Source organism: Rhodomicrobium sp. Az07, assembly GCF_018619475.1.
In the GTDB taxonomy this organism is placed as follows: domain Bacteria; phylum Pseudomonadota; class Alphaproteobacteria; order Rhizobiales; family Rhodomicrobiaceae; genus Rhodomicrobium.
In genome coordinates, this window is the sequence record NZ_JAHFZG010000001.1 from 181,709 (window position 1) to 206,334 (window position 24,626).

The 24,626-nt window shown below is 64.0% G+C and carries 24 protein-coding genes and 2 tRNA genes; 16 read left to right on the top strand and 10 right to left on the bottom strand.

Annotation, left to right across the window (positions count from 1 at the left end; genetic code table 11):
* Positions 1 to 46: 46 nt before the first annotated feature.
* A complete protein-coding gene (locus KKP04_RS00805) occupies positions 47 to 1,249 on the bottom strand; it encodes an MFS transporter (RefSeq protein WP_215025125.1) in 1,203 nt (400 codons plus the stop codon).
* Positions 1,250 to 1,334: 85 nt separating this feature from the next.
* Between KKP04_RS00805 and KKP04_RS00810 the strand changes: the two genes are divergently transcribed.
* From KKP04_RS00810 to nudC, 4 genes are all read left to right on the top strand, one after another.
* Positions 1,335 to 2,078 (top strand): helix-turn-helix transcriptional regulator, encoded by a 744-nt coding sequence (locus KKP04_RS00810; protein ID WP_371818674.1) that lies wholly within the window; start codon positions 1,335 to 1,337, stop codon positions 2,076 to 2,078.
* Between the two features lie 232 nt (positions 2,079 to 2,310).
* Complete coding sequence (locus KKP04_RS00815) at positions 2,311 to 2,646, top strand: phosphoribosyl-ATP diphosphatase (protein ID WP_215025128.1); 336 nt, start codon at positions 2,311 to 2,313, stop codon at positions 2,644 to 2,646.
* Entirely contained in the window at positions 2,643 to 3,623 is a 981-nt protein-coding gene (gene coaA / locus KKP04_RS00820) for a type I pantothenate kinase (protein WP_215025131.1), read from the top strand. The genes KKP04_RS00815 and coaA overlap by 4 nt, the downstream gene beginning before the upstream one ends.
* Before the next feature lie 75 nt (positions 3,624 to 3,698).
* Positions 3,699 to 4,649, top strand: a complete 951-nt coding sequence (gene nudC / locus KKP04_RS00825; RefSeq protein WP_215025134.1) for an NAD(+) diphosphatase — start codon at positions 3,699 to 3,701, stop codon at positions 4,647 to 4,649.
* 30 nt (positions 4,650 to 4,679) lie between these two features.
* Here the strand turns inward: nudC and KKP04_RS00830 are convergent, their stop codons facing one another.
* Together KKP04_RS00830 and KKP04_RS00835 are read right to left on the bottom strand one after the other, a co-directional pair.
* The gene (locus KKP04_RS00830; protein ID WP_215025137.1) at positions 4,680 to 5,282 is read right to left on the bottom strand and encodes a helix-turn-helix transcriptional regulator; all 603 of its coding nucleotides are present in this window, start codon (positions 5,280 to 5,282) and stop codon (positions 4,680 to 4,682) included.
* A gap of 387 nt (positions 5,283 to 5,669) precedes the next feature.
* Complete coding sequence (locus tag KKP04_RS00835; RefSeq protein ID WP_215025140.1) at positions 5,670 to 7,727, bottom strand: thioredoxin domain-containing protein; 2,058 nt, start codon at positions 7,725 to 7,727, stop codon at positions 5,670 to 5,672.
* 131 nt (positions 7,728 to 7,858) lie between these two features.
* Between KKP04_RS00835 and mnmE the strand changes: the two genes are divergently transcribed.
* Positions 7,859 to 9,247: a tRNA uridine-5-carboxymethylaminomethyl(34) synthesis GTPase MnmE gene (gene mnmE, locus KKP04_RS00840; protein WP_215025143.1), complete on the top strand. Its 1,389-nt coding sequence runs from the start codon at positions 7,859 to 7,861 to the stop codon at positions 9,245 to 9,247.
* A 79-nt stretch (positions 9,248 to 9,326) separates the two neighbouring features.
* On the opposite strand, the gene KKP04_RS00845 is transcribed toward mnmE, so the two are convergent.
* Positions 9,327 to 10,304, bottom strand: coding sequence for a CBS domain-containing protein (locus KKP04_RS00845; RefSeq protein WP_215025146.1), 978 nt, complete (start codon positions 10,302 to 10,304; stop codon positions 9,327 to 9,329).
* A 272-nt stretch (positions 10,305 to 10,576) separates the two neighbouring features.
* Here KKP04_RS00845 and mnmG point away from each other — a divergent pair, with 272 nt between their 5' ends.
* Positions 10,577 to 12,442: a tRNA uridine-5-carboxymethylaminomethyl(34) synthesis enzyme MnmG gene (gene mnmG, locus KKP04_RS00850; RefSeq protein ID WP_215025150.1), complete on the top strand. Its 1,866-nt coding sequence runs from the start codon at positions 10,577 to 10,579 to the stop codon at positions 12,440 to 12,442.
* 45 nt (positions 12,443 to 12,487) lie between these two features.
* Here the strand turns inward: mnmG and KKP04_RS00855 are convergent, their stop codons facing one another.
* The 3 genes from KKP04_RS00855 to KKP04_RS00865 all read right to left on the bottom strand — a co-directional run bounded on the left by KKP04_RS00855 (position 12,488) and on the right by KKP04_RS00865 (position 14,636).
* Complete coding sequence (locus KKP04_RS00855; RefSeq protein WP_215025153.1) at positions 12,488 to 13,315, bottom strand: M15 family metallopeptidase; 828 nt, start codon at positions 13,313 to 13,315, stop codon at positions 12,488 to 12,490.
* Positions 13,316 to 13,433: 118 nt separating this feature from the next.
* Positions 13,434 to 13,730, bottom strand: a complete 297-nt coding sequence (locus KKP04_RS00860) for a YARHG domain-containing protein (protein ID WP_215025155.1) — start codon at positions 13,728 to 13,730, stop codon at positions 13,434 to 13,436.
* A gap of 267 nt (positions 13,731 to 13,997) precedes the next feature.
* A complete protein-coding gene (locus KKP04_RS00865) occupies positions 13,998 to 14,636 on the bottom strand; it encodes a hypothetical protein (RefSeq protein ID WP_215025158.1) in 639 nt (212 codons plus the stop codon).
* A 42-nt stretch (positions 14,637 to 14,678) separates the two neighbouring features.
* Here KKP04_RS00865 and rsmG point away from each other — a divergent pair, with 42 nt between their 5' ends.
* The 3 genes from rsmG to KKP04_RS00880 all read left to right on the top strand — a co-directional run bounded on the left by rsmG (position 14,679) and on the right by KKP04_RS00880 (position 17,225).
* A complete protein-coding gene (gene rsmG / locus KKP04_RS00870; RefSeq protein WP_215025161.1) occupies positions 14,679 to 15,341 on the top strand; it encodes a 16S rRNA (guanine(527)-N(7))-methyltransferase RsmG in 663 nt (220 codons plus the stop codon).
* On the top strand, positions 15,338 to 16,186 hold the full coding sequence (locus KKP04_RS00875) for a ParA family protein (protein WP_215025177.1): 849 nt from the start codon (positions 15,338 to 15,340) through the stop codon (positions 16,184 to 16,186). The genes rsmG and KKP04_RS00875 overlap by 4 nt, the downstream gene beginning before the upstream one ends.
* A 112-nt stretch (positions 16,187 to 16,298) precedes the next feature.
* Positions 16,299 to 17,225, top strand: coding sequence for a ParB/RepB/Spo0J family partition protein (locus tag KKP04_RS00880; RefSeq protein WP_215025181.1), 927 nt, complete (start codon positions 16,299 to 16,301; stop codon positions 17,223 to 17,225).
* Between the two features lie 139 nt (positions 17,226 to 17,364).
* On the opposite strand, the gene rimO is transcribed toward KKP04_RS00880, so the two are convergent.
* From rimO to KKP04_RS00895, 3 genes are all read right to left on the bottom strand, one after another.
* Positions 17,365 to 18,711, bottom strand: coding sequence for a 30S ribosomal protein S12 methylthiotransferase RimO (gene rimO / locus KKP04_RS00885; RefSeq protein WP_215025184.1), 1,347 nt, complete (start codon positions 18,709 to 18,711; stop codon positions 17,365 to 17,367).
* 111 nt (positions 18,712 to 18,822) lie between these two features.
* Entirely contained in the window at positions 18,823 to 20,613 is a 1,791-nt protein-coding gene (locus KKP04_RS00890) for a cation:proton antiporter (protein ID WP_215025187.1), read from the bottom strand.
* A gap of 129 nt (positions 20,614 to 20,742) precedes the next feature.
* Positions 20,743 to 20,816 (bottom strand) — tRNA-Gly (locus tag KKP04_RS00895).
* A 248-nt stretch (positions 20,817 to 21,064) separates the two neighbouring features.
* Here KKP04_RS00895 and KKP04_RS00900 point away from each other — a divergent pair.
* From KKP04_RS00900 to rplL, 7 genes are all read left to right on the top strand, one after another.
* Positions 21,065 to 21,141, top strand: a tRNA-Trp gene (locus KKP04_RS00900).
* 97 nt (positions 21,142 to 21,238) lie between these two features.
* Complete coding sequence (secE, locus tag KKP04_RS00905; RefSeq protein ID WP_215025190.1) at positions 21,239 to 21,436, top strand: preprotein translocase subunit SecE; 198 nt, start codon at positions 21,239 to 21,241, stop codon at positions 21,434 to 21,436.
* 37 nt (positions 21,437 to 21,473) lie between these two features.
* Positions 21,474 to 22,004, top strand: coding sequence for a transcription termination/antitermination protein NusG (nusG, locus tag KKP04_RS00910; protein ID WP_215025193.1), 531 nt, complete (start codon positions 21,474 to 21,476; stop codon positions 22,002 to 22,004).
* A 124-nt stretch (positions 22,005 to 22,128) separates the two neighbouring features.
* Positions 22,129 to 22,557, top strand: a complete 429-nt coding sequence (gene rplK / locus KKP04_RS00915) for a 50S ribosomal protein L11 (RefSeq protein ID WP_037238190.1) — start codon at positions 22,129 to 22,131, stop codon at positions 22,555 to 22,557.
* Between the two features lie 5 nt (positions 22,558 to 22,562).
* The gene (rplA, locus tag KKP04_RS00920; protein WP_215025196.1) at positions 22,563 to 23,276 is read left to right on the top strand and encodes a 50S ribosomal protein L1; all 714 of its coding nucleotides are present in this window, start codon (positions 22,563 to 22,565) and stop codon (positions 23,274 to 23,276) included.
* A gap of 311 nt (positions 23,277 to 23,587) precedes the next feature.
* A complete protein-coding gene (rplJ, locus tag KKP04_RS00925) occupies positions 23,588 to 24,115 on the top strand; it encodes a 50S ribosomal protein L10 (RefSeq protein ID WP_215025212.1) in 528 nt (175 codons plus the stop codon).
* Positions 24,116 to 24,171: 56 nt separating this feature from the next.
* Positions 24,172 to 24,555 (top strand): 50S ribosomal protein L7/L12, encoded by a 384-nt coding sequence (gene rplL, locus KKP04_RS00930; protein ID WP_215025215.1) that lies wholly within the window; start codon positions 24,172 to 24,174, stop codon positions 24,553 to 24,555.
* Positions 24,556 to 24,626: the final 71 nt, after the last annotated feature.

The window sequence follows — 24,626 nt, forward strand, 5'->3', positions numbered from 1 at the left end:
AATTGGCTTTTGAGGAAAACGGTTTGTCGATGCGCCAGTTCCGGCGCTATTCCGCCGGAGCCGCCGCGGGTTCCGTTCTGCCGTGTACCAGCGCCCATGTCGCGAGCGCGCAAACAAGGATCACTGTCGCCACGGCCGCCGAGACGAGCAGCACTTCCTGAAATCCGCCGTGTCCGCGAAGGATGCTGATGAGCGGCACCGCGAGCCCGCCGACCGTGAAGCCGACGAAGAAGCGCACGGAGTAGAAACGGTTGCGGAATTCCTCGGCAACGTAGCGGCCCACCATGGCGTCGTTCAACACCACCTGCCCGTAGATCGCAGCCGTCGCCAGCACGAGCCCCGCCGCCATCGGCACGCCCGTCGTCAGCGCGGCGAGCAGCAGCCCGCCCGCCTGCAACGCTGACATCGCCACGAACAATACCGGCAGTTCCAGCTTGTCGATGAGCCGCCCGACCGTGATCTGCGTAAGCGCGCCGCAGACGAAAATGCTCGTCGTGATCCAGCCCGTCAGCGCAAGCGGGATCGGGAAGCCGAGCCGCTCGTCGATCACCTTCGGCATGGCGATGGTGACGATGTTGAACGTCAGGCCGCCCGCGAGGATCGCCGTCATGAAGGCGAGCAGCAGCCACACGAGGCGCTGGCGACTCATGACGAGGCTATGACTTGCGCTGCCCTTCTTGCCGGTCATGGTGTCATCGCGAACGAGCGCCACGAACGCGATGCCGAGCGCGATCAAGATCACGCCGGGCACGATGAACGCCGCGCGCCATCCGAAGCTTGCCGCCAGAAGCGCCGTGATGCCGGAGGCGAGGGCCGCGCCCATATTGCCCCACACGCCGTTGATACCGAGTGCGCGGCCGAGCTTCGTCGCGTTCGCCACAATCATCGCCGAGCCGATGGGATGATAGATCGCGCTGAACATGCCGAGCATGAGCAGCGAACCGGCGATCATCGGGAAACTCGTCGATCCCGCCACGGCAAGACATGCCGCGCCATAGCCGAAGAAATACGCGGTCAAGAGCGCGCGTCGCCCGAAGCGGTCCGCGAGCCAGCCCACCGGCAGCGCGAACAGACCGAAAGCGACGAAAGCGCCGGTGGTGAGCCAGATCAGGTCGCCGTAATCGCGGCCGAGGTCCGCCGCGATGGCGATGACGGCGGTCGGGAAAATCAGCAGCACGAAGTGGTCGAGCGCGTGCGCGATGTTTACGAAAAGCAGCGTCTTGTGCGGCGCGTCGTCCTGTGCGGTCATGGTGCGAGCGAACCCTCTCTTGCTTGCTAGTGTGACGAGAGCGTAGTCTGGCCTGAAAACGCATGGGGGCCGAAAAGTGTCTCGGGTGGGCCAAAATCGCAGCACCGATCGCGCCGATTATCAGTATGTGCCCCGCGCGGTCGCCGTCATGGCGAAGGAATACCCGGCGGGGTCCAGCACACAGCCGCATTTTCATCCGCGCGGACAGCTTCTCCATGCGGTCGACGGGGTCATGCTCGCGAAGACCGCGCAAGGCGCGTGGATGGTGCCGCCGCGTCACGCGCTCTGGATACCGCCGTACACCGCGCATTGCGTGGACATGCGCGCCGCCGTCTCGCTGCGCACCGCCTATATTCGATTGGAAGAAGCCGCTGCGATCCCTGCCCAATGCAAGGTGATCGCTGTGCCGGTCCTGCTGCGCGAGGCGATCCTGGCGCTACTGGAAGAGCCGGTGCTTTACGACGAAGACGGGCGAGGCGGCGCGCTGGCGGCGCTCGTCATCCACGAGGTAGCCCGCGCGGCGAAAGCCGAGTTCGAGTTGCCACTTCCGGCGGACCGACGGCTTGCCGCGCTCTGCGAAGCGCTGATCGAGAATTGCGCGCTTCCGCTCGACATCGACGACTGGGCCACCCGCTTCGGCCTTTCCCGGCGCACATTGACGCGGCGTTTCCGGGCGGAAACCGGTCTTTCCTTCGCGGAATGGCGGCGGCGGTTGCGCGCGATGAGCGCCGCCGCGCTCCTGAGCGAGGGCGCGAAGGCGGAATCCACCGCGCACCGGGTCGGCTATCGCAGCGCGAGCGCGCTCATCGCGATGATGCGGCGGCGATAGCGTTTACCCGTCGACGATCAAGCCGCGTGTATAAGTAATCTTGACAAAGCGGTCAGAGAAAGAGCACGGGATCGTTCCCAAGGCGCGACGGGTACGATCCTTCTTCCAAGGCCGTTGAGCGCGACGTCGCATTTCCGCAGTTCGTGAAAGTCGGCATTCAATTTCGCCTTGATCCGTAAAAGCCGCTCCTTGATGATTGCGGCGAAGGTGACGGCGTCCGAGGGGCTTAGGCATGAGTGAACACACGCTCGCACGGTTGACCGCGACGATCAAAGCGCGCCGCGCCACGAGCGCTTCCGCGTCATACACGAAATCGCTGCTCGAAAAGGGCGCGGCGGTCTGCGCCAAGAAGCTGGGCGAGGAGGCGGTCGAAACGGTGATCGCCGGCGTCGCCGAGAGCGACGAAAAGCTTTGCGCCGAAGCCGCAGATCTTCTTTATCATCTTATGGTTCTGCTCGAAGCGCGCAACGTTCCGATCGACGCTGTGTTCGCTGAACTCGACAGCCGCACGGCGCAATCCGGGCACGCCGAAAAGGCGTCTCGCCCTAAGGATGGCTCGCCGTCATGAGCATGACGAGCCCCGTGCTGGAGTTCGAGTTGCCCCAGGCCCTTCAGCTTTCTCCCTACCGCACCTTTTCGCGCGACGAATGGTCGAAGCTGCGCGACGGCGTTCACATGACGCTGTCCGAAGCCGACCTCGTGCGCCTGTCCGGCCTCATCGAGAAAATCTCGCAGGAGGAGGTGACGGACATTTATCTGCCCGTCGCCAAGCTCGTGAATTATTACGTGCGGGCGGCGCAGCTTCTGCACGGCGCGACGACGCGTTTCTTCAATCACGGCGATGCCAAGATGCCTTTCATCATCGGCCTCGCAGGCAGCGTTGCGGTGGGCAAGAGCACATCCGCTCGTGTGCTGCGCGAGTTGCTCGTGCGCTGGCCGAACCACCCGCGCGTTGACCTCGTGCCCACGGACGGATTTCTCTGGCCGAACGCCGAGCTTGAGCGGCGCGGCATCATGCACAAGAAGGGCTTCCCCGAAAGCTTCGACCAGGCGCGGCTTCTGCAATTCGTCGCCGATGTGAAGGCGGGCAAGGCGCGCGTGGAAGCGCCGGTCTATTCGCACTTTTCCTACGACATCCTTCCCGGAGAAAAGATCGTCGTCGACCGCCCCGATATTCTCATCATCGAAGGGCTCAACGTGCTCCAGCCCGCGAAGCTGCCGAAGCACGGCGACGCGGTGCCGTTCGTCTCCGACCTTCTGGATTTCTCTATCTACATCGATGCCGAACCGGCCGTGATCGAAAAGTGGTACGTGACCCGCTTCCTGCGCCTCTGCCGCACAGCCTTCCGCGACAAGGACGCCTATTTTTACCGCTATTCGAAGCTGACGCAGGAACAGGCCATCGCGCAGGCGCTGAAGCTGTGGCGCACGATCAACCTTGTGAACCTGAAAAAGAACATCCTGCCGACGAGAAAGCGGGCCAACCTCATTCTGTCGAAGGGTGACGCGCACCGCGTGGAAACGGTGGCGCTACGGAAGCTGTGAGCGAGCGTGCGCTTTGCCGGCTGAAGCGGCGTCTCTTCATTGAAGGCCGTCGTTTCAGTCTCTAGAGTTTCAGCGATGCCGCTTCTCCATTTGCCCACGATCACCTCGGAAAAGAGCCTCAACCGCCGCGCGGAGATGCGACGCGATGCGGCCTTCATCGATGCCGCGTTCAACGCCTCCGGGTCGAGGGTTCTCTTCCTCGCCAACCTTCGTGTTCCGATCCATCCGACGCTTGACCGCGTTCCGCCGGCCCTTCGCTGGTTGAGCGTGCCGGAGGCGCAAGCTCTCGCCGCGCCGCTCGACTACGCCTTTCTGGGCGAGGACGAGACAGGCGCCGCCGTGTTCGCCTGCAACGTGCCGCCGTACCACAGAGACTTCGCGCGGGTGGAAGATGCGCTCTCTCCGCTTGTCGATCTGCGCTCGCTCGCCGTTCAGGGTGTTTCACATGAAACGGACCTGCTCATCGCAGCGGAAGCGCGCGCGCTGCTCGGCTGGCATGCCCACAATCGCTGCTGCCCGCGCTGCGGGGGGCCGCTTCGCCTCATCGAGGGCGGTTGGTGCCGCACCTGTGCCGGTTGCGGGCAAAGCACATGGCCGCGCACCGACCCGGCCGTGATCATGCTCATCACGCGAGGCGACCGCGCGCTGCTCGGCCATGAGCTTCGCTTTCCGGACAAGTTCTATTCGACGCTGGCGGGCTATATCGAGCCGGGCGACGACATCGAGCACGCCGTTCGCCGCGAGGTGAAGGAAGAAACGGACGTCGACGTTGGCGCGGTCCGGTACGTGGCGAGCCAGCCCTGGCCCTTTCCACATTTGTTGATGATCGGCTGTTGGGGCGAGGCGCTCACCGAGGCGATTACGGTCGACCGCACGGAGTTGTCCGATGCGCGCTGGTTCGACCGGGCGGAACTCGCGACGATGCTGGCATTCGCGCACCCGGAAGGGCTGTTCGTCCCGCCCCGAATTTCGATGGCGCACATGCTGATCCGCGCCTTCGTGGATGGCGCACTCCCGCGCGCCTGAGCAACGTTGCACAGCATCGCGCGCGGACCCTCAGTCTTCGCGGCGGGGGCGATGAAAATAGATGCGCGCTCCTTCCACGATGCGAAGCAGGTCTGCCTGCCGTGAGCACCCGGTCTTGCTGAGGATGCGGCGCATGTGACTTTTCACGGTCGGAAGCGACAGATTGAGGCGCTCCGCCACTTCCGGAAGCGATTGCGCCTCCACGAGGTGCTTCAGAACACGCGTCTCGGCCTTGCTGAGGTTATACGCGCTGGCGACGCCTTCGACCCCGTACGCGGCCGGTCGTCCGGTGTGGGTGACAAGCAGCATCGAAGCGGTCGTATCGCCGGCCGAGATGGCCCTGAGGTAGCCGACCGCGCCTGGCCTTCCCTGTCCGGCAATTGCGAGGCAAAGGGATTGATCGCTCGCCCCATCGAGAAGTCTCTTGTCGAGCGCTTTCCTGAGAGCTTCCGAAGTGGACGCGTCGATGCCCGTGAGCACGCCGTTGACGAGACGAACGGGCCAGCCCTCATCGATCATGGCTTTGCCGGACCGATTGGCGAAAAGAAGGTCTCCTTCGGCGGAGAGAAGAAAAATCGCTAAGGCAATCTGATCGAACAGGTCCGATAAAATTGTAGCTATGCCTTTCGACATGGCGAAATTCCTAAAACAGGCTTGTGTACAACAGTTGCGAGCCAATTGAAAAATTGATGGAGCGTCCACCAAGGGAAACCAGAAAGACGAGCCGCGAAAAGCCGCATGGTCTCAGGATTGCAATATCCAAGCGATAAAAGAACAACGGCCATACTCTGGCAGTTTACGCATCTGAAGGCAAATCGTATGCGTCACGTCATTTTATAACGATGAGCTTGTCCGAAGCCGTCGGCTTCGACCCAAGGTAAAGCGGATTGTATCGCGACGCCCGCGGTGATGTGCGGGGAACGCCGAGGCCGCGTTGCGCCGACACCGCCCTACGCCACGGCGTCTGGCGTGATCGGGTCCACCGATCAAGGCGTTCGACGTGCCGGGTGGGCCGCGCCCCTAAACGGGCGACGCCGCCACCTGCACCGAAACGGCTCGATCTTCCTTCAGCCTGTCTTTCAGTGTGGCCGGGTCGGTGATCGGCTCCGAACATAGCGGACCGAAACAGATGTAGGCGGTCGTCTTGCCGTCGATGGCCTTCTTTCCGAAGGCGGCCGAGGAAGCGGGAAGATCTTCGTTCGGGTCGACCCACTGCACGGTTGCGCCGGGCAGCGACACTTCCGCGAGAGCCTTGCGCCAGACGGCTGCGTCCGGCGCGTTGCGGTCGCCCGCGATGGCGATCGACTGCGGAGAGATCAGCGTGAGCGCGCCGTAGAGAAGCCCGGTGTAGCCGATGGCCATCGTCTGCGCCGCGCCCTGGAAAGCGGTCAGCAGCCCGTCCGCACGCTTCAGATAGGCGGCGTCGCCGGTCAGCGTGTAGAGGTCCGCGAGGTTCTGCAACATGGTCGCGTTCGCGTTCGGCACGGCGTCGTCGCTCGCCGAAAGCGGGCGCAGGATCAGGTCGCTCGTGTCGTCCGCCGCGAAGTAGTAGCCGCCCTGATCCGCGTCGTAGTGGCGGTTCATGATGGCGGCCCACTCAACGGCGTCGTCGAGATAGCGCGCTTCGCCGGTCACTTGATGGAGGACGAGAGCTGCGGAAATCATGTTGGCGTAGTCGGCTGCCGTGGCAGGGCCTTTCAGCTTGCCGTCGCGCCATGAGTGGAACAGGCGCCCGTTCTCGATCATGCGGCTCTTGACGAAGGTGTAGGCGTCCTCCGCAAGCGCGATCCATTCGGGCTGCGCGAAGGCGTCGCCCGCGCGGGCCAGCGCGCGAATGGCGAGGCCGTTCCAGTCCGCGAGCACCTTGTCGTCCCAGCCGGGCTTCACGCGCCGCTCGCGTTCGGCAAACAGCTTCGCGCGGCACTCATCCATCGCGCGCTCCTCGCCGCCGTTGAGCAGCGCCAGTGCCTTCAGGCGGTTCAGGATGGTCTTGCCTTCCCAATTGCCGCCTTCCGTCACGTCGTAAGTCTGCGCGAAGATCGCGGCCTCTTCGCCGTGGCCGAGGATGTCGGTGATCTCCCGCGCGGTCCAGACGTAAAACTTGCCTTCCTCGCCCTCGGAGTCTGCGTCATAGGACGCGGCGAAGGCGCCGCCGGGAACGAGCATGTCGCGCTTGAGCCATCCGATGGTTTCAGCGACGCGCGTCTTCAGGCGCTCCGACTGGGTTTCCTTCCAGACCTCGGTCATGAACTCGATCAGGAGCGCATTGTCGTAGAGCATCTTCTCGAAATGCGGCACGAGCCAGCGCTCATCCACGGTGTAGCGCGAGAAGCCGCCGCCCAGGTGGTCGTAGATGCCGCCCTGACAGAGATGCAGGAGCGTGTTCTTCACTTCTTCGATGCAGGTCTTCAGATTGTAGCGAAGGCCGACGCGCCAGAGGAACTGGAAGATCGTCGTGTTCGGGAATTTGGGCGCGCCGCGCAGTCCGCCGTTGGTCGGGTCTATCGCGCCGATGAACTTGGCTGCGATGGCCGCAAGCTGCTCCTCGGAGAATTCGGGCGCGGCGCCGTAGTTCAGCCGGGGCGTGAGCCGCTGCTTCAGGTAGGCGGTGTTCTGCGCGATGGTCTCCTTCTCCTGCGCGAACACGCGCGCGACGTTCACAAGCACGTCCTTGAAGGAAGGCTTGCCGAAGCGCGGCTTGTCGGGGAAGTAAGTCCCGCCGAAGAAGGGCATGCCATCGGGCGTGAGGAACATCGTCAGCGGCCATCCGCCCTGTTCCCCCAGCTCCTGAAGCGCGGTCATATAGAGGGTGTCGACGTCCGGGCGCTCTTCGCGGTCCACCTTGATGTTGATGAACAGCTGGTTCATCAACTCGGCGGTATCCTCTTTCTCGAAGGACTCGTGCGCCATGACGTGGCACCAGTGGCAGGCAGCGTAGCCGACGGAGAGCAGCACCGGCTTGTCGAGCCGCTGCGCTTCCTCGAATGCCTCCTGGCACCACGGCCACCATTCGACGGGATTGTGTTTGTGCTGCTGAAGGTAGGGACTAGTCTCTTCGCTCAAACGATTTAACGCCATGAGGCAACCTTGTTGATGCTTTGCCCAATGAAAGTCCGCCAGAAGCACGGCAAGCCCTCGGCACGATTATACCCAAATTTCGAAAATGTATCGCCCAACTTGTCTTGAAGCCTTAAGAAGAGGAAACGCTCATGACCATCTACGCGCTGTCCTCCGGGCTGGGCCGGGCCGGGATTGCGGTGATCCGGATTTCGGGACGGGCTTCGAAAAAGACGCTGTACAGCCTCTGCAACGGCAGGCTGCCCGCGCCTCGCGTGTCGAGCTTCCGGCGGCTGCGTCACCCGACGTCGCGCGAGATGCTCGACGAGGCGATGGTGCTCTGGCTTCCCGGCCCCGCGAATTTCACCGGGGAGGACATGGCCGAGCTTTATGTCCACGGCGGGCGCGCGGTGGTGACGGCGGTCATGAATGCGCTGGCGGACGCCGGGCTGCGGCTGGCCGAGCCGGGCGAGTTCACGCGGCGCGCCTTCGGCAACGGCAAGATCGATCTGACCGAGGCCGAAGGGCTGGCGGACCTCATCAACGCGGATACCGAGATTCAACGGCGGCAGGCGCTCGCGCAGCATTCGGGCGCGATGCGGGCCCGCTACGAGACATGGCGGCGCACGCTCCTCAAGGCGATGGCTTACGTGGAAGCGAGTCTCGACTTTTCCGACGAGGCGGATATCGCCGACGGAGCTTTCAAGGAAGCGGTGCCGGAAGCTCGGTCGCTCGCCGCCGAACTGGACCGCGCGTTGGCCGATGGCCGTCGCGGGGAGATTCTCCGCGAGGGCATTTCGGTCGCCATCGTCGGCGAGCCGAATGTGGGCAAGTCGAGCCTGCTCAATGCGCTTGCCGGGCGCGAGGCCGCCATTGTCTACGACGAGCCGGGAACGACGCGCGACGTGATCGAAGTGTCGCTCGACCTCGACGGCTATCCGTTCGTGCTGCGCGACACGGCTGGCATCCGCGAGGCGGCGAGCCCGGTCGAACAGGAGGGCGTGCGCCGCGCGCTGGCCGCAGCCGAGGCGGCCGATGTCGTCCTTGCGATGGTGGACGGCTCGCGCGGGGAAGCGGGCGCGGTTCCGGCTCAAGCGGGCGAAGAAGCAGTCTCGCCAGCGGACGAACGCATCGAGGGTGCCGTCGTCAGTTCGTCGTCCGGCGTGAGGCTCCTCGTCGTGAACAAGGTGGACCTGGCGCCGCCGCCCGCGCCCGGAAACTTCGGCAGCGCGGCGGTCTACATCTCCGCGAAGACCGGCCTCGGTCTCGACGCCTTGAAGGCGGCCCTCGTTCAGTTCGCATGCGAGCGCTATGGCAGCGGGGAAGCGCCGACGATTACGCGCGTCCGGCATCGGCAGGAGATAGGGCGCGCCCGCGAGGCTCTGGCCGCTTTCGTCGACGGAGCGGAAGCGGGCGAAGCGCCGGAGCTTGCCGCAGAGCATCTGCGCGAAGCCGCCGACGCACTCGGCCGTCTTACGGGGCGCCTCGACGTGGAGGACGTGCTTGGTCAGATCTTCGGCGAGTTCTGCGTCGGGAAGTGACGCTTCGCGGGCGAAAAAGTAAACGAAGCGTTTCACATGAAACAGTGTCACGGCTGAGGGCCGGTTGCTCGCCGCCGCGTTACTCCATGATGCCGCCCCAGTGCAGGTACAGGCCGATATCGCCGAGATAGCCGTTCGGGAAGCTGAGTACGCGCGCGATCATGTGAAAGCCGCGATCCTTGAGCGTGCGCTCGTAGCGCAGGAAGGTTTCGGCCGCCTCGCCGCGAAGGGTCGCGGGCCAGCCCGGCTCACCGACATTGATCGCGCGGCCGCCATCGCTGCAAAGCTCGGCCGGAAACTGGAGGACGAGATATTCCCGCTCGCCGCGCTCCGCCGCGTCGCGCGACCTTTGCAGCACGTTGAGCCACTCGTCCTCAGACAAGTGAGTGTCGATGAGCTGCTTCACGCGCGCCATGCGGTCTTCGCTCCGGACGTGGTCCTTGATTGCGCGCTGACGAAGCTTCTTCGTCGCGGCGTCCTGCGCGATGAGCCGGAAGTCGGCAGCTGTAATAGCTTCTGCGCGCGGCTCGGGAGGCGGCGGGGCCGGCGGCGTGCGGCTCTTGTCGCGGTCGAAGCTGTCGAGGTGAAGCGTCCACCCGAAGATGCCCTCGTCCTGTGGCGCCTCCGGCTTCATCTGCGCGATGCGGGCGATGATGTCCGAGCGGCTGACGATGCCGACGAGGCGCCCTTCGCGCGTAACCGGCACCCGCTTGATGCCGGTGTCGACGAACATCTTGCAGATCTCCAGCACCTCGGCACCGTCCGGCACGGTCATCACCGGAGCCGACATCACGTCGCGCGCCGTCAGGTTCGCTTCCAGCTTTTCGAGGAGAGGCTTGGCGTGCGTCCTGGGGTCCAGGAGAAGCGCGAGACGCCAATCGTGGATTTTCTGCTGCTCGGGTGCATTGAGGCGGAGAAGGTCGCCTTCCGTAACGATGCCGACAACGACGCCGCTGGAGTCGACCACCGGCAAGCCGCCGATCCGCTTCTCCATCATGATGGCCGCGATCTTGCGGATGTCGGTGTCGGGCGTTGCCGTGATGACAGGTTTCGTCATGACATCTCGCGCCTGCATCGCTCTGTCTCCTTGCGTCGTATTTACCAACGAATGACTGGACCTAATCGCACAGGCGACGTTTTGCTAGCGGCGGCGTCGCCGGACGATCCCAAAAAAGTGTCGCGTCTTTTCGCAAGTGCAGCAAGCGCCCCGTTCACGTGGAGCCAGACCTGCCATTTCAATTGCGTCGAGGTGTTGCTATCTACGGAGCGCGCCGGGGGGCGGACTTCGCCTGACGCGGCTGCATTTCCAAAGACGACGGGATGAGAACGATGGCCGTGCGGGCTTTCGATGTGATTGTGGTTGGCGGCGGGCACGCCGGGTGTGAGGCGGCAGCCGCCGCCGCGCGCATGGGCGCGGCCACGGCGCTCGTCACGCACAAGGCGGCGACGCTCGGCGAGATGTCGTGCAATCCTGCCATCGGCGGTCTCGGCAAGGGGCACCTCGTCCGCGAGGTTGACGCGCTCGACGGGCTGATGGGCCGCGTGATCGACAAGGCGGGCATCCAGTTCCGCATGCTGAACCGCTCCAAGGGTCCGGCGGTGCAGGGGCCGCGCGCGCAGGCCGACCGCAAGCTTTATCGCCGCGAGATGCAGGCTGCGCTTGCCGCGCAGGACGGGCTGACCGTCGTGGAAGATGCGGTCGAGGATCTACTGGTCGAGGGCGGCGCGGTCGCGGGGGTCGTCACGGCGAGCGGACGCGAGCTTCGCAGCGGTGCGGTCGTCATCACCACGGGCACGTTCCTCAAGGGTGTCATCCATCTCGGCGAAACGCGGACGCCCGCGGGCCGCGTGGGCGAGGCTCCGTCAATCGGCCTCAGCGACCGGCTCTATGCGCTGGGCCTTCGCATGGGCCGCCTCAAGACCGGCACACCCGCGCGCCTCGACGGCCGCACCATCGACTTCGCGCGCCTCGACAGCCAGCCCGGCGACGCGCCGCCCGTGCCGTTCTCCTTCATGACGGATCGCATCGAGACGCCGCAGATCGCCTGCGCCATCACGGCGACGACGCCTGAGACGCACGCGATCATCCGCGCAAACATCCACCGCGCGCCGATGTACTCCGGCCAGATCGAGGGTGTCGGCCCGCGCTATTGTCCGTCCATCGAGGACAAGGTGGTGCGTTTCGCCGACCGCGAGAGCCATCAGATCTTTCTGGAGCCGGAGGGCCTCGACGATCCGACCGTCTACCCGAACGGCATCTCCACCTCGCTGCCGGAGGGTGTGCAGCGCGCGTTCATCGCGACGATCCCCGGCCTTGAGCGCGCGACCATCGTCCGGCCCGGCTACGCCATCGAATACGACTACGTGGACCCGCGCGAACTTGGCCCCGCGCTCGAAGTGAAGCGGCTGCCGCGCCTGTTCCTCGCGGGGCAGATCAACGGCACGACCGGCTATGAGGAGGCGGCGGGGCAAGGTCTCGTCGCGGGCATCAACGCGGCGCTGGTGGCGGGTGGCGGCGCGGCGGACTTCGTCGTATCGCGGACGGACGGCTATATCGGCGTGATGATCGACGATCTCGTGACGCGCGGCGTGTCCGAGCCCTATCGCATGTTCACGAGCCGCGCCGAGTATCGCTTGCGGCTTCGCGCCGACAATGCTGACGAACGGCTGACGCCGCTCGGCGCGCGCATAGGCTGCGTAGGTTCGGTGCGCGAAGCCGCTTATGCCGCGAAGGCGGATGCGCTCGGTTCGGCGCGGCGGCTTCTCGAAATGCTGACGCTGACGCCGGACGAAGCCGCCCGCCACGGCATCGCGCTGAACCGCGATGGCCGCCGCCGTTCGGCCTTCGACCTGCTGGCGTTGCCGGGGCAGACCGTCGCTGCGCTCGCTCGCGTCTGGCCGGAGCTTGGCGACATGCCGCGCGGCACCGTAGAGCGCCTCGAAGTGGACGCGCGCTATGCCGTCTATCTCGACCGGCAGGAGGCAAGCGTCGTCGCCTTTCGCAAGGATGAGGCGGTGGCCATCCCGCCCGCGCTCGACTTCGCGGCGATCCAGGGGCTTTCGAACGAGGTGCGTCAGAAGCTCGACCGGCACCGCCCGGCGACGCTCGCGCAGGCGGCCCGCATCGACGGCATGACGCCCGCCGCGCTGATGGTGCTCCTTGCGCATATCAGGAAGACGGCCCGCGCAGCTTGAGCGCCGACGCGGGCGCTCGTTTCACGTGAAGCGGCTGGTCGCCCCTCACTTCTCCATGATGGCCTTCAGCGCCATGAACTCGGGCCGATACTCAAAGTGCATGCCGTCGAAGTGATACCAGCTTCCGCCCCAGATGAAGCCGTGCTTCTCGAACACGCGCACGATCTCCAGCGGCACCTTGTTGCGATAGACGAGCGCGATGCCCTTCTCGCGCACCGTGGCTTCGTCCATGGCGCGCGGCAGGCCGTATTGCCAGTAGCCGCCATGCTCCGGGTTGATGTCGAACGCGATGCCGAACGAGTGAACGCTGAGGCGCGTGGTGCGGGCGATGCAGCGCGGCACATAGCTGCCGCCGTCCGGCACGAGATACTTGGAGAAGGCCGGGCCGAGGGCTTCGAGGTCATCGGACACAGCCTTGATCTTGTCGGCGACGCCGTTCACGGTCGCGGCCTGCATCGCGCCGCCGCGGAACTTCGGAACCCAGGGCACGCGGCGCATCGGCGCGGCGGGCTTGCACGAAACGCTGGTGCATGAGCCGGCGGGCCGCTTCTCGCACGCGCCGTACATCTTCGCGAAGAACGCTTCGTTGCGAACGCGGCCCGGATCGGCCTCGGCCTTCACGGGCAACGCCTCGCCGCCGAACACATAGGGCCAGTGGAACATGTCCGCGATGTCGGGTCGCTCGATCAGCTGCTTGAGCGGCTTGTCGGCGCGGCCCTCGCCGAAGGGCATCGTCGTGCCGTCCTTCCAGACGAGGTTCGCGCCATCGAAGGAGGCGAGGTGATCGGGATAGGCGGCGATCAGCGCCTGCGCCTTCTGTTCGAGCGTCTGGGCGTTGGCGGGGCTGGCGGCGGCAAGACTTAAGCAAAGCATTAAGAAGGCGAACAGGCGCATGGCGCGGTTTTCCATTCGTTCGAGGACGTTCCGGATGGCGCGCGGAAACCGAGGCTATCCGTGCCCGCGCGCCTTGCCTCGCGAGTGAGCTTCTGCCTTAGCAGCCCTTGCGTGCTTCGATGCTGCGGATCATGTCGATTTCCGCTCGTTCGTCGCGCGACAGCGGGACGTCGGCTTCGACATAGAATCGGCAGTTTGCGTTACCGAAGACGCGGAGCGCGCGGTCGGTCTTGAAGCAGTAGCCGTTCTCGGCGTAGATGGAGTTCCGGCGGTACCAGAGGTCGCCGCAAGACATGCTCCAGTAGTCTTGAGCGAAAGCGGCCGGAGTTGCGAGAAGCGAGGTTGCGGTGACGGCCGCCGCGATGGACGCGGACAGAACGCGAAATGCAGTCATGAAAATTCCTCCCGGCGCGGCGCGCCATGAAATCGTGCCCTCGGGAAAGCAGGTCGCCGCCGCGCGGGGTGGCTTGCGCCTTGCTGTCCCGCGTCAACACTTATCATGAAGGCGGGCGCGGCGTGGAAGCGTCAAGGTGGCGCTTCCAAAGAAATGTGATCGCTGGCAGCGAGCATGCCGGAAAGGCCCGACGCTTTCGTCGGGGCGACGACAGCTTAACCGGCGCGGGCCGTTGGCTCCGGCGGACGGCTGCCTGATGATGGAGCGTCAGCGCTTGCGCGCGGTGGCCGTCGCCTTGCCCAGAGCATCGCCGCAGCCCTTGCCCGCAAGGCGGTTATCGCAAAGCTGGATGCGGTCGAACCAGGCGAGCCATTCCTTGCCTTCGTCTTGAGCGACGGGGATCGCGCCCGGCTCGAACGCCGCGCCGCGCCACGAGCGCTGCACGCCGTAGACCGCATCGCGACCTTGTATCTGGAGAATGAGCGTATACTCGCCCTTGCCGGTCGTCTTGTTCTCGGGACAGGACAGCGCGTAAAGCGCCGCGTCGTAGCCGCTCACCTTGCGGTCGGCGAGTTTCTGCATGGTGGTGGACTTGCAAGGCTGGGTCGCCTCGACGCGGTCCTTCATCGTCTCCGCAAGGGCGTCGAAGCGGAAGCCGGGGTCGCGCCAGGTCTGCACCGTGACAAGGCGGTTCCAGTCGTCGGAGGTCTGGCCGTTCGGCAGGTAATCGACCTCGGCGAACTTCGGGCGGGTTTCGGTTTCCTGAACGGTCCAGTCGGCGGAGGGAACGGGCGCAATGAGAAACTCGGCCTCGTCTGTGAACAACTTCGACGCCTCGGTTTGCGGGACGCCGCAAAGCAGCGCAACAAGAAGCGTGGAAAGGGCCGTGGGAACGCGCGACAGCATGCTGCAATCTCCAAAGCGCCCCCCACTCAACGGATACCATTCATGAGTGCTTCAAACGTGAACAGCGCCGCAGAATTTGCCCGTACCTTTCGTGTTTCACATGAAACAGTGGAAAAACTCGAATTGTACGAAAAGCTTCTGGTGCAGTGGCAGAAGGCGATGAACCTCGTCGCGCCGAAGACAATTCCTCAGATATGGCAAAGACATTTCGCGGATTCGGCCCAGCTCGTCGCGCTCGCGCCCCGCGCCAGAACGTGGGTCGACCTCGGTTCGGGCGGGGGATTCCCCGGACTCGCGATTGCTATTATGATCGCGAATCAGAAAGAGTGCGCCTGTGTGCATCTTGTGGAGAGCAACGCAAGAAAGTGTGCGTTTCTTTCCGAGGTCGCGCGGCGGACGGGGGCTCCCGCTCGCGTGCACAACATGCGCATCGCCGATGCCGCCGCGACGGGCGCAGTACCCGTTGCCGATGTTGTCACGGCGCGTGCGCTGGCATCGCTGGATGCGTTGTTGGAGCTGGCCCACCCGTTCTTCGGTAATGCGTCATCCGGATTGTTTCTGAAAGGCCGCGAGGCCGATGTAGAAATTGCTGACGCGCAGAAGCGATGGGCTTTCGAAGTCAAGAGCCACGCCAGCCTCAGCGATTCAGAGGGTCGCATTTTGGAAATCGGCAAGCCGATGCTCAGACAAGGTGGCGAGCAGTGACAAAGAGAAACCAGGCAGCAGGTCTTCGGGTGTTCGCGGTCGCCAATCAGAAAGGCGGCGTGGGCAAGACGACAACGGCCATCAACCTCGGTACGGCGCTGGCGGCGGCCGGCGAGCGTGTGCTGGTGATCGACCTCGATCCGCAGGGCAACGCGTCCACCGGCCTCGGTGTGCCGGAAGAGGCGCGCCACGTATCGACTTACGACGTGCTCGCGGGCGCGGCGGCGCTCGAACAGGCGATGACGCCCGCGGCGATCCCCGGCCTGTTCGTTGCACCGTCCACCCGAGACCTCGCCGGTCTTGAACCGGAAATCTCGGCGGCGCCAAACCGCGCCTACTTCCTGCGCGACGCCATCGCTTCGCTTCGCGCCTCGGAACTGGATCGCGCGCCCGCCGACCGACTTTCTTATGTGCTCATCGACTGCCCGCCGTCGCTCAGTATCCTGACGCTGAACGCGCTCGCTGCGGCCGATGCGGCGCTCGTGCCCGTGCAATGCGAGTTCTTCGCCCTCGAAGGTATCCAGCAATTGAAGGAAACCATCGACTTCGTTCAGGCGAGCCTTAACCCCGGCCTCGAAATCCATGGCGTCGTGCTGACCATGCATGACGGCCGCACGAAGCTTTCAAACGAAGTCGCCACCGAAGTGCGCAACTTCTTCGGCCAGAAAGTTTACGACACCATCATTCCGCGCAATGTGCGCGTCGCCGAAGCGCCGTCTCACGGCAAGCCGCTTCTCCTCTACGATCACACGAGCGCGGGCAGCAAGGCCTACATGGATCTCGCGGCCGAGATGATCACGCGCGAGGCGGCAACGGCAGCGGCTGCCGCAGCGAAGGCGGCGTAACGAGCCGGGCCGGCGACGCGGCCCGCGTTCGAACGATGTGCGTTGGTGAGTATGTCGAGGGCTGCCGCCACGAGCGGCGAGACATGATGACCATTTGCGACTGGAGAGCGACATGGAGACAAGATCGGGCGCATTAGCGACGGGGCCGTCGCCCGTTCGGGCAAGCCGCCTTGGACGCGGGCTTGCATCCCTTATTGGCGACGCGACGCCGATCGGAACGCCGCGCGTTATCGCGGCGAACGGCGAGATCCGTCAGGTTCCCATCGACCGCGTGCGGCCGAGCGCCTTCAATCCGCGCAAGAATTTCAACGAGGCGGAACTGGACGAACTTGCCGGTTCCATCCGCGAGAAGGGTCTCGTTCAGCCGATCGTCGTCCGTCCGGCCGATGCGGCGCAAACGTCGTATGAGATCGTGGCGGGCGAACGCCGCTGGCGCGCGGCGCAGCGGGCCTCGCTTCACACCGTTCCCGTTATCGTCCGCTCGCTCAGCGATCAGGAAGCGCTCGAACTCGCGATCATCGAGAACGTGCAGCGCGCCGACCTGAACGCCATCGAAGAGGCGGGCGGCTACAAGGAACTGGTCGAGCGCTTCGGCTACACGCAGGAAGAGCTTGCGGGCATCATCGGCAAGAGCCGCAGCCATCTCGCGAACACGATGCGTCTTCTGAAGCTGCCGGAGCCGGTGCAGACGCTGGTGCGCGACGGGTCGCTTTCGGCAGGCCATGCGCGCGCGCTGATCGGCCGAGAGGATGCCGAAGCCGTCGCGCTCGACATCGTGAAGAAGGGCCTCAACGTGCGCGACGTGGAAGCGCTCGTGATGGGCAAGAAGGCGGCCGAGGGCAAGATTGCGACGGCGAAGACCGCCGCGCCCGCGAAGGACGCCGACTCGCGCGCGGCCGAACGCGACATGTCCGAAGCGCTGGGACTCTCCGTGGTTATGAACCCCGGTTCCGGCGAAGCGGGCGAGGTCATCATCCGCTACAAGTCGCTGGAGCAGTTTCAGGTGATCTATCGCGCGTTGCTCACGCAGAAGCGCTGAATCATCGGCGCTTTCGTCATGCGAACCGGTGGCCGCTTCGCCTGACCTTTGTCCGCCCCTTCCGACGGCGATTGCGCCGGCGCGCTTTCGGCGCGAGGCGCTTGCATGAAATGTGCGCGTTGGAAAGCGGACGCGCTTCCTATTCCGCGACCGGCTCCGCCCAGAGGTCGTAGTCGTCCGCTTCGACGATGGTCGCGCGGACCATATCGCCCGGCTCAAGGTCGCCCGAATCCTCGAAAAGCACCGAGCCATCGATTTCCGGCGCATCCCAAGGGCCGCGTCCCGTCGCGCCGTCTTCGTCCACCTCGTCGATGATGATTTCGATGGTCTTGCCGACCTGGCCCGCGAGCACGGCGGCGCTCACCTCGCGTTGCACCTCCATGAGCCGCGCGAAGCGTTCGGCCTTCACCTCTTCCGGGATTTGTCCTTCCAGCGCGCGGCTCGGCGCGCCCTCCACATTCTCGTACTTGAAGCAGCCGACGCGCGTCAGCTTCGCCTCGCGCAGCCAGTCGAGCAGGAACGCGAAGTCTTCCTCCGTCTCGCCGGGAAAGCCGACGATGAAGGTCGAGCGAAGGCCGAGGTCCGGCACGGCCTCGCGCCAGCGGCGGATGGTTTCGAGCGTCTTTTCCTGATTGGCCGGGCGCCGCATCGCCTTCAGCACATTTAGCGATGCGTGCTGAAACGGAATGTCGAGATACGGCAGGATCCTGCCGTCGGCCATCAGCGGCAGAAGCTCGTCCACATGCGGATAGGGATAAACGTAATGCAGGCGCACCCATGCGCCGAGCGAGCCGAGTGCGTCGCAAAGCTCGGTCAGCCGCGCCTTCACCGGCGAGCCGCGCCAGTCGCTCGCGGCGTATCTCAGGTCGAGGCCATAGGCGCTCGTATCCTGGCTGATGACGAGCAGTTCCTTCGCGCCGCCTTCGACGAGCGCTTCCGCTTCCGCGAGGACGTCGGCGGCGGGGCGGCTGACGAGGTCGCCGCGAAGCTGCGGGATGATGCAGAACGAGCAGCGATTATGGCAGCCTTCGGAGATCTTGAGATACGCGTAATGCGGCGGCGTGAGGCGAAGCCCAGCGCGCGGAACGAGATCGAGGAAGGGAGCGTGCGGCGCGGGCGCGGCGGTGTGGATCGCGTTCACCACCGCGTCGTATTGGTGCGGGCCGGTCACGGCCAGAACATCCGGGAACGAATCGCGAATGCGGCGATCTTCGACGCCGAAGCAACCCGTCACGATCACGCGGCCGTTCTCGGCCATGGCCTCGCCGATGGCATCGAGGCTTTCCGCCTTCGCGCTGTCGAGAAAGCCGCAGGTGTTCACGACGACGACGTCCGCGCCGTCATAGTCGGGCGAGATCACGTAGCCTTCGGCGCGCAGGCGGGTAAGGATGCGCTCGGAATCGACCAGCGCCTTCGCGCAGCCGAGGCTGACAAATCCCACCCTGGGCGCGTTGGATGCGGCCCGCTCTGCTACCGGCTTCGGCATTCGTGAAAATCTCGCTGAAACAAAAAGAGCGCCATGCGGCGCTTTGGGAAATGTAGCGTTTTCCGCCGCTGCGATAAAGGGCGTTGTTCCAAGTGCCGCGATGCAAGCCGCTCAAACGACCTCGGTGCGCTCCGCAGGAACGGTGTCCGCCGCGCGAGGCCGCGCCACTATCGGGTGCTTCTGCAATTCCGCGCGCACCTCGTTGCGCCGTGCCTGCACCGTCTCGTTGACGGCGTCGGCGGGAAGGCCGAGGGACAGGAGGGCGGACTCGGCGAGCTGAAGGCTTGCCTCGATCACGGCCGGAACCGCATCCGTGACGCCGATGGTGTAGAGGTGGCGCGCGTGGTCCGCGTCCGTCGCCCGCGAGATGATCGGTATGTCGGGTCTGAGCCGCCGCACCTCCTGAACGATCTCATCGATGGTTGGCTTGATATGGATTGTTACCACCACGACGGACGCCTCCATAACTCCGCACGCTTTCAGGAACGGCGGGTTGATCGCGTTGCCGTAGTAGACCGAGTGGCCCAGGGTCCGACCCTGCGTCACCGCGGCGGTGTCATAATCGGTGGCGGTGTAGGGAACGTCGTGCTTTCCCATCATGTCGCAAACGAGCCTGCCAACACGGCCATACCCGACAACGATGGCGTGATGCGCCCGTGGTTCCGGCTGGGCGGTCAGCGCAGGGTTGGGCGGGCGCTGATCGACGAGCGGCGTAATGCGGTTCGCCAGGATCGAAAGCAGCGGGATCAGCGCCATGGTCAGCGAGGTCAGCGCGAGCGAGAAGCTCGAAGCGTCGCTGTTGATCACGCCGAGAGACGCCGCAAGGGTGATGCCGACGAACGCGAACTCCCCGCCCGGTCCCATCAGCAGGCCGCTTTCGATTGCCGCCGCCCATGGCACGCCGAATGCGCGCGCGAGCGGGATCAGGATGGCGGCCTTCAGCGCAATCAACCCGACGACACATGCGGGCAGCCAGATGGGCCAATGCAACAGCTCTCGGAAGTCGATGCCCATGCCGACGGTGAAGAAGAACATTCCGAGCAGCAGGCCCTTGACCGGCTCGACGACCGTTTCGATGGCGTGCCTGTATTCCGTTTCGGCGAGCAGAACGCCTGCGACGAACGCGCCGAGCGCCATCGAAAGGTTGGCGAGCGCGGCGACGACGCCCGTTCCCACGATCACGAACAGCGTTGCGGCGATGAACAGATCCCGCGATTTCGTGCGCGCGACCTGGCGAAACAGCGGGCGAAGAAACGCGCGGCCCACGAAAATGATGATCGCGATGGCCGCCAGCGCATGCACGACGGCGCGCTCGGCTGTCTCGATTACGGAGCCGCCATGCGAACCGAGGATCGACACGAAGATCAGCATCGGGATAACGGCGAGATCCTGCGCGAGCAGGATGGAGAATGACGTCATGCCCGTGCTCGTCCGCAGCCGGTTCTGCCGCGACAGCACTTCCAGTACGATGGCCGTTGAAGACAGCGCGAGGCAACCGCCTAGAACGGCTGCCACCACGCCGGAGTAGCCGAGCCCTTTGACGATGACGGCGATAATGGCTGCGGTTATCAGCACCTGAAGGCCGCCGAGTCCGAAGACAAGCCGCCGCATGGCGACCAATCGCTCATAGGACAGTTCGAGACCGATCAGAAAGAGAAGGAAAACGACGCCGAGATCCGCGAAGCCCGAAATGTGGCTCGGATCGACCACGGTAAACCAGTAAAGGAACGGCGCTTCCGGGATGAACGAGCCGAGCCCGAGCGGTCCGAGGAGAATGCCCGCGCCGAGCCAGCCGAGGACCGGGCTCAGGCCCCACGCGTGCACCATGGGGATGATGATCCCCGCCGTACCCAGCACGACGAGCGCGTCGCTATAGGCCTGCATGTTGATGGACGCGCTCACTAACCCTCCGCTTGTGCTTCCGTTTTGTGTACAAGCAAGCGGGCGGGCGGGGAACCACTTTCCTCACGTTTTCGTGACAGAGAGCCGTTGCGGCGAATTCGTCGCAAAGGGCTGAGGTGCATGGGGGAGTGGAGCGGGTACCGGGAATCGAACCCGGGTATTCAGCTTGGAAGGCTGCTGCTCTACCATTGAGCTACACCCGCACGAAGTCCACATTAGCAAGATTGGCGCGGCGCTCAACGAAAAAAGGCTGGCGCTGAGTCCGATCCACGCTTTTCAAACCCGCTTGACAAGCGCAGATTTGTTCCGGGCGGCTGTGAAAAATGCTTGGCATTGCCTCTGCTTGCGTGATAGCTATCAAATCCCTGCTACCGGTTAAGGCCGCAGCAGGTAGCTAAGGTATTTGTTCGGACCATTCCTTCCGGCGGCTTGCCCTTAACCGGTTGGATGGAGGAGTGTAGCTCAATCGGCTAGAGCACCGGTCTCCAAAACCGGGGGTTGGGGGTTCGAGTCCCTCCACTCCTGCCACTTCGCGGTGGCAGGGAAACTCGAAACGGGCATCGAGACATTACGAGAAGTTTGAATAACGAAAGCGATAGCGCTTCCGCATCGGTGTTGAGAAAATATGGCAAGAACTGGTCCATTCGAATATTTGCAGCAAGTGCGCGCCGAAACCGCGAAGGTCGTGTGGCCCTCGCGGCGCGAAACGATCGTGACCACCATCATGGTCGTGATCATGGCGGTGCTGGCGTCCATATTCTTCCTGATTGCCGACCAGATCTTCAGTTGGGGCGTTACGCAACTTTTGCAGCTCGGCCATTAAGCGCTTGAAAATTTCGTAACTAAAAGCAGCAAAACTAATGACAAAGCGCTGGTATATCGTTCACGCCTATTCGAACTTCGAAAAGAAGGTCGCGGAGTCGATCCGTGAGCGCGCTGCCGCCGGCGGTCTCGAAGAATGCTTCGAGGACATCGTGGTGCCGATGGAGGAAGTCGTCGAAGTTCGGCGCGGACGTAAGGTCAGCACCGAGCGCAAGTTTTTCCCCGGCTACGTCCTCGTCAAGATGGATATGAACGACAGGGCATTCTTGCTGATCAAGAATACGCCGAAAGTCACCGGATTTCTTGGCGCGGACAACAAGCCGCAGCCGATTTCCGATGTCGAAGCCCAGCGTATTCTCAATCAGGTGAAGGAAGGCGTGGAAAGGCCGAAGCCATCCATCTCTTTCGAGATCGGCGAGCAGGTGCGCGTCGCGGACGGTCCCTTCGCATCCTTCAACGGGCATGTGGAGGAAGTGGACGAGGAACGCGCGCGGCTCAAGGTCGCGGTTTCCATCTTCGGCCGGGCAACTCCGGTGGAGCTGGAATATGCCCAGGTGGAGAAGATCTAGCGCGTCGCGCGGTCTTCGATGTCTGGCTTTCGTGTGGGAGGTCGGCGTTTCGCTCGCCAGGCGGGACGTCAAGGACCGAACCACAATCCTCAACCCCGGAGCGCGTTGCTCCCGAGAGGCTTAAATGGCTAAGAAAATTATAGGCTATATCAAGCTGCAAGTGCCCGCGGGCGCGGCTAACCCGTCGCCTCCGATCGGTCCCGCGCTCGGTCAGCGCGGTCTGAACATCATGATGTTCTGCAAGGAATTCAACGCCGTGACCAAGGAGATGGAGCCCGGCTCGCCCGTACCCGTGGTCATCACCTATTACGGCGACAAGTCCTTTTCCTTCGCGATGAAGACGCCGCCGGCGTCCCACTTCCTGAAGAAGGCGGCGGGCATCAAGAGCGGGTCGAAGACGCCCGGTCAAACCGATGCCGGTACGGTGACGATGGCGCAGGTGCGCGAGATTGCCGAAAAGAAGATGAAGGATCTGAACGCCACAAGCATCGATCAAGCTGCGAAGATTATTGCTGGCTCTGCCCGTTCCATGGGCCTCACGGTGAAGGAATAAGCGCCATGGCCGATGGAAAGCGTTTGAAGGAACTCAAGAAGGGCGTAGACCGCGAGAAGCTCTATGCTATCGATGAGGCGGTGAAGCTCGTGAAGGGCGGCGCGAAAGCGAAATTCGACGAGACGATCGAGATTGCGATCAATCTCGGCGTGGATCCGCGTTATGCCGACCAGATGGTGCGCGGCGTTTGCGCGCTGCCGAACGGCACGGGCCGCACAGTGCGCGTCGCCGTGTTCGCGCGCGGCGCCAAGGCCGATGAGGCGAAGGCTGCGGGTGCGGATGTCATCGGCGCCGAGGAACTCGTCGCCGAGGTTCAGGGCGGTAACATCAGCTTCGACAAGTGCATCGCCACACCGGACATGATGCCGCTCGTCGGCCGTCTCGGCAAGATCCTCGGCCCGCGCGGCATGATGCCGAACCCGAAGGTCGGCACCGTGACGATGGACGTGGCCGAAGCCGTGCGCGGCGCCAAGGGTGGCGCGGTCGAGTTTCGCGTCGAAAAGGCGGGCATTTTGCACGCCGGTATCGGCAAGGCGAGCTTCACTGAAACGGCGCTCGTCGAGAACATCAAGGCGTTTGCCGATGCGGTGGTCAAGGCCAGGCCGTCGGGCGCGAAGGGTACTTTCGTGAAGCGCATCGCGCTCAGTTCCACGATGGGGGCTGGCGTGAAGGTCGATACCGCGACGCTGATCGGCGCGGGCGCGGCCGCTGCGCAGTAACAAGGGTTTCGGGCGGTTCGCCGTCCGGGAAATGCCGAAGCGGCGACGCTTCGGCGCTGTCTCCGCTCCGGCGGGGGCAGCCTGTCCAAGATTGCTGGCGCCAAGGGTTTCGGCCCGAGGCTTAATAGTCGCCTGCATGAGACGGGGGAATGGATTATGAGTGATCTCTTTGGCCGGGTTTCCGGTTGGTGGATCGCGTCTTATCACGCCTCGGGACAGGACTGAGCAGTCGCTCGCCTTCCTTCGAGGCGCGCGGCGTGATCGTAGCGGCGACCCGCGGCGATGCGGTTCGTCTTTAACGGAGAGAAGCGGTGGATAGAGCTGAAAAAAAGGAGATGGTTGAGTCTCTCAACGACATCTTCACGACAAGCGGCTCTGTCGTGGTGGCGCGCTACAAAGGTATGACCGTAGCGCAAATGACTGAACTTCGCCGTCGCATGGGCGGCGCCGGGGCTCAGTTTAAAGTCATCAAGAACCGTCTCGCCAAAATTGCACTTGCCAACACCGCTGACGGTGCTGGCGCGGATCTCTTCCTCGAGCCGACGGGTATCGCTTTTGCGAAAGACCCGGTGACGGCAGCGAAAGTGGCAGCCGATTTTGCCAAGACTACCGACAAGTTCGTGATTGTCGGCGGTCTTCTCGGCAAGCAGGCGCTTGACGCGGACAGCGTCAAGGCTCTGGCCGCCATTCCGTCCATGGAAGAACTGCGCGCCAAGCTGCTCAGCGTGTTCCTTGCGCCTGGCTCCAGTCTCGTGCGGCAGCTCAATGCTCCCGCGCAGAACCTCGTGGGTGTCCTTACGGCGTACAAGGAAAAGCAGGAAAAGCAAGAAGCGGCGTGATGGTTTGAGGCAGGGTCTCCCAACACCAACCAATCATCGAATGCACTGAGGTCAAAATGTCCGAGAAATTTGAAAAGCTGTATCAGGAGCTGTCGGGTCTGACGGTTCTCGAAATCTCCGAGCTGGTGAAGCTCCTCGAAGACAAGTGGGGCGTGACGGCGGCTGCGGCCGCGCCGGTGTTCGCTGGCCCGATCCCGGGTGCGGCAGCGGCTGTGGTCGAAGAAGAGAAGACGGAATTCGACGTCATTCTCGCTGACGCCGGCGCTCAGAAGATCAACGTCATCAAGGAAGTCCGCGCGATCACGGGTCTCGGCCTGAAGGAAGCGAAGGATCTCGTTGAAAGCGCGCCGAAGGCGATCAAGGAAGCCGTGTCCAAGACTGAAGCCGAAGAGATCAAGAAGAAGATGGAAGCGGCCGGCGCCAAGATCGACATCAAGTAAGAAGGCGGGCCGGGCTCGCCCGGCCCTCGCTTTTCGACTGCATCGGCCCTCGGGTGCCTTGGTTCTGCCAA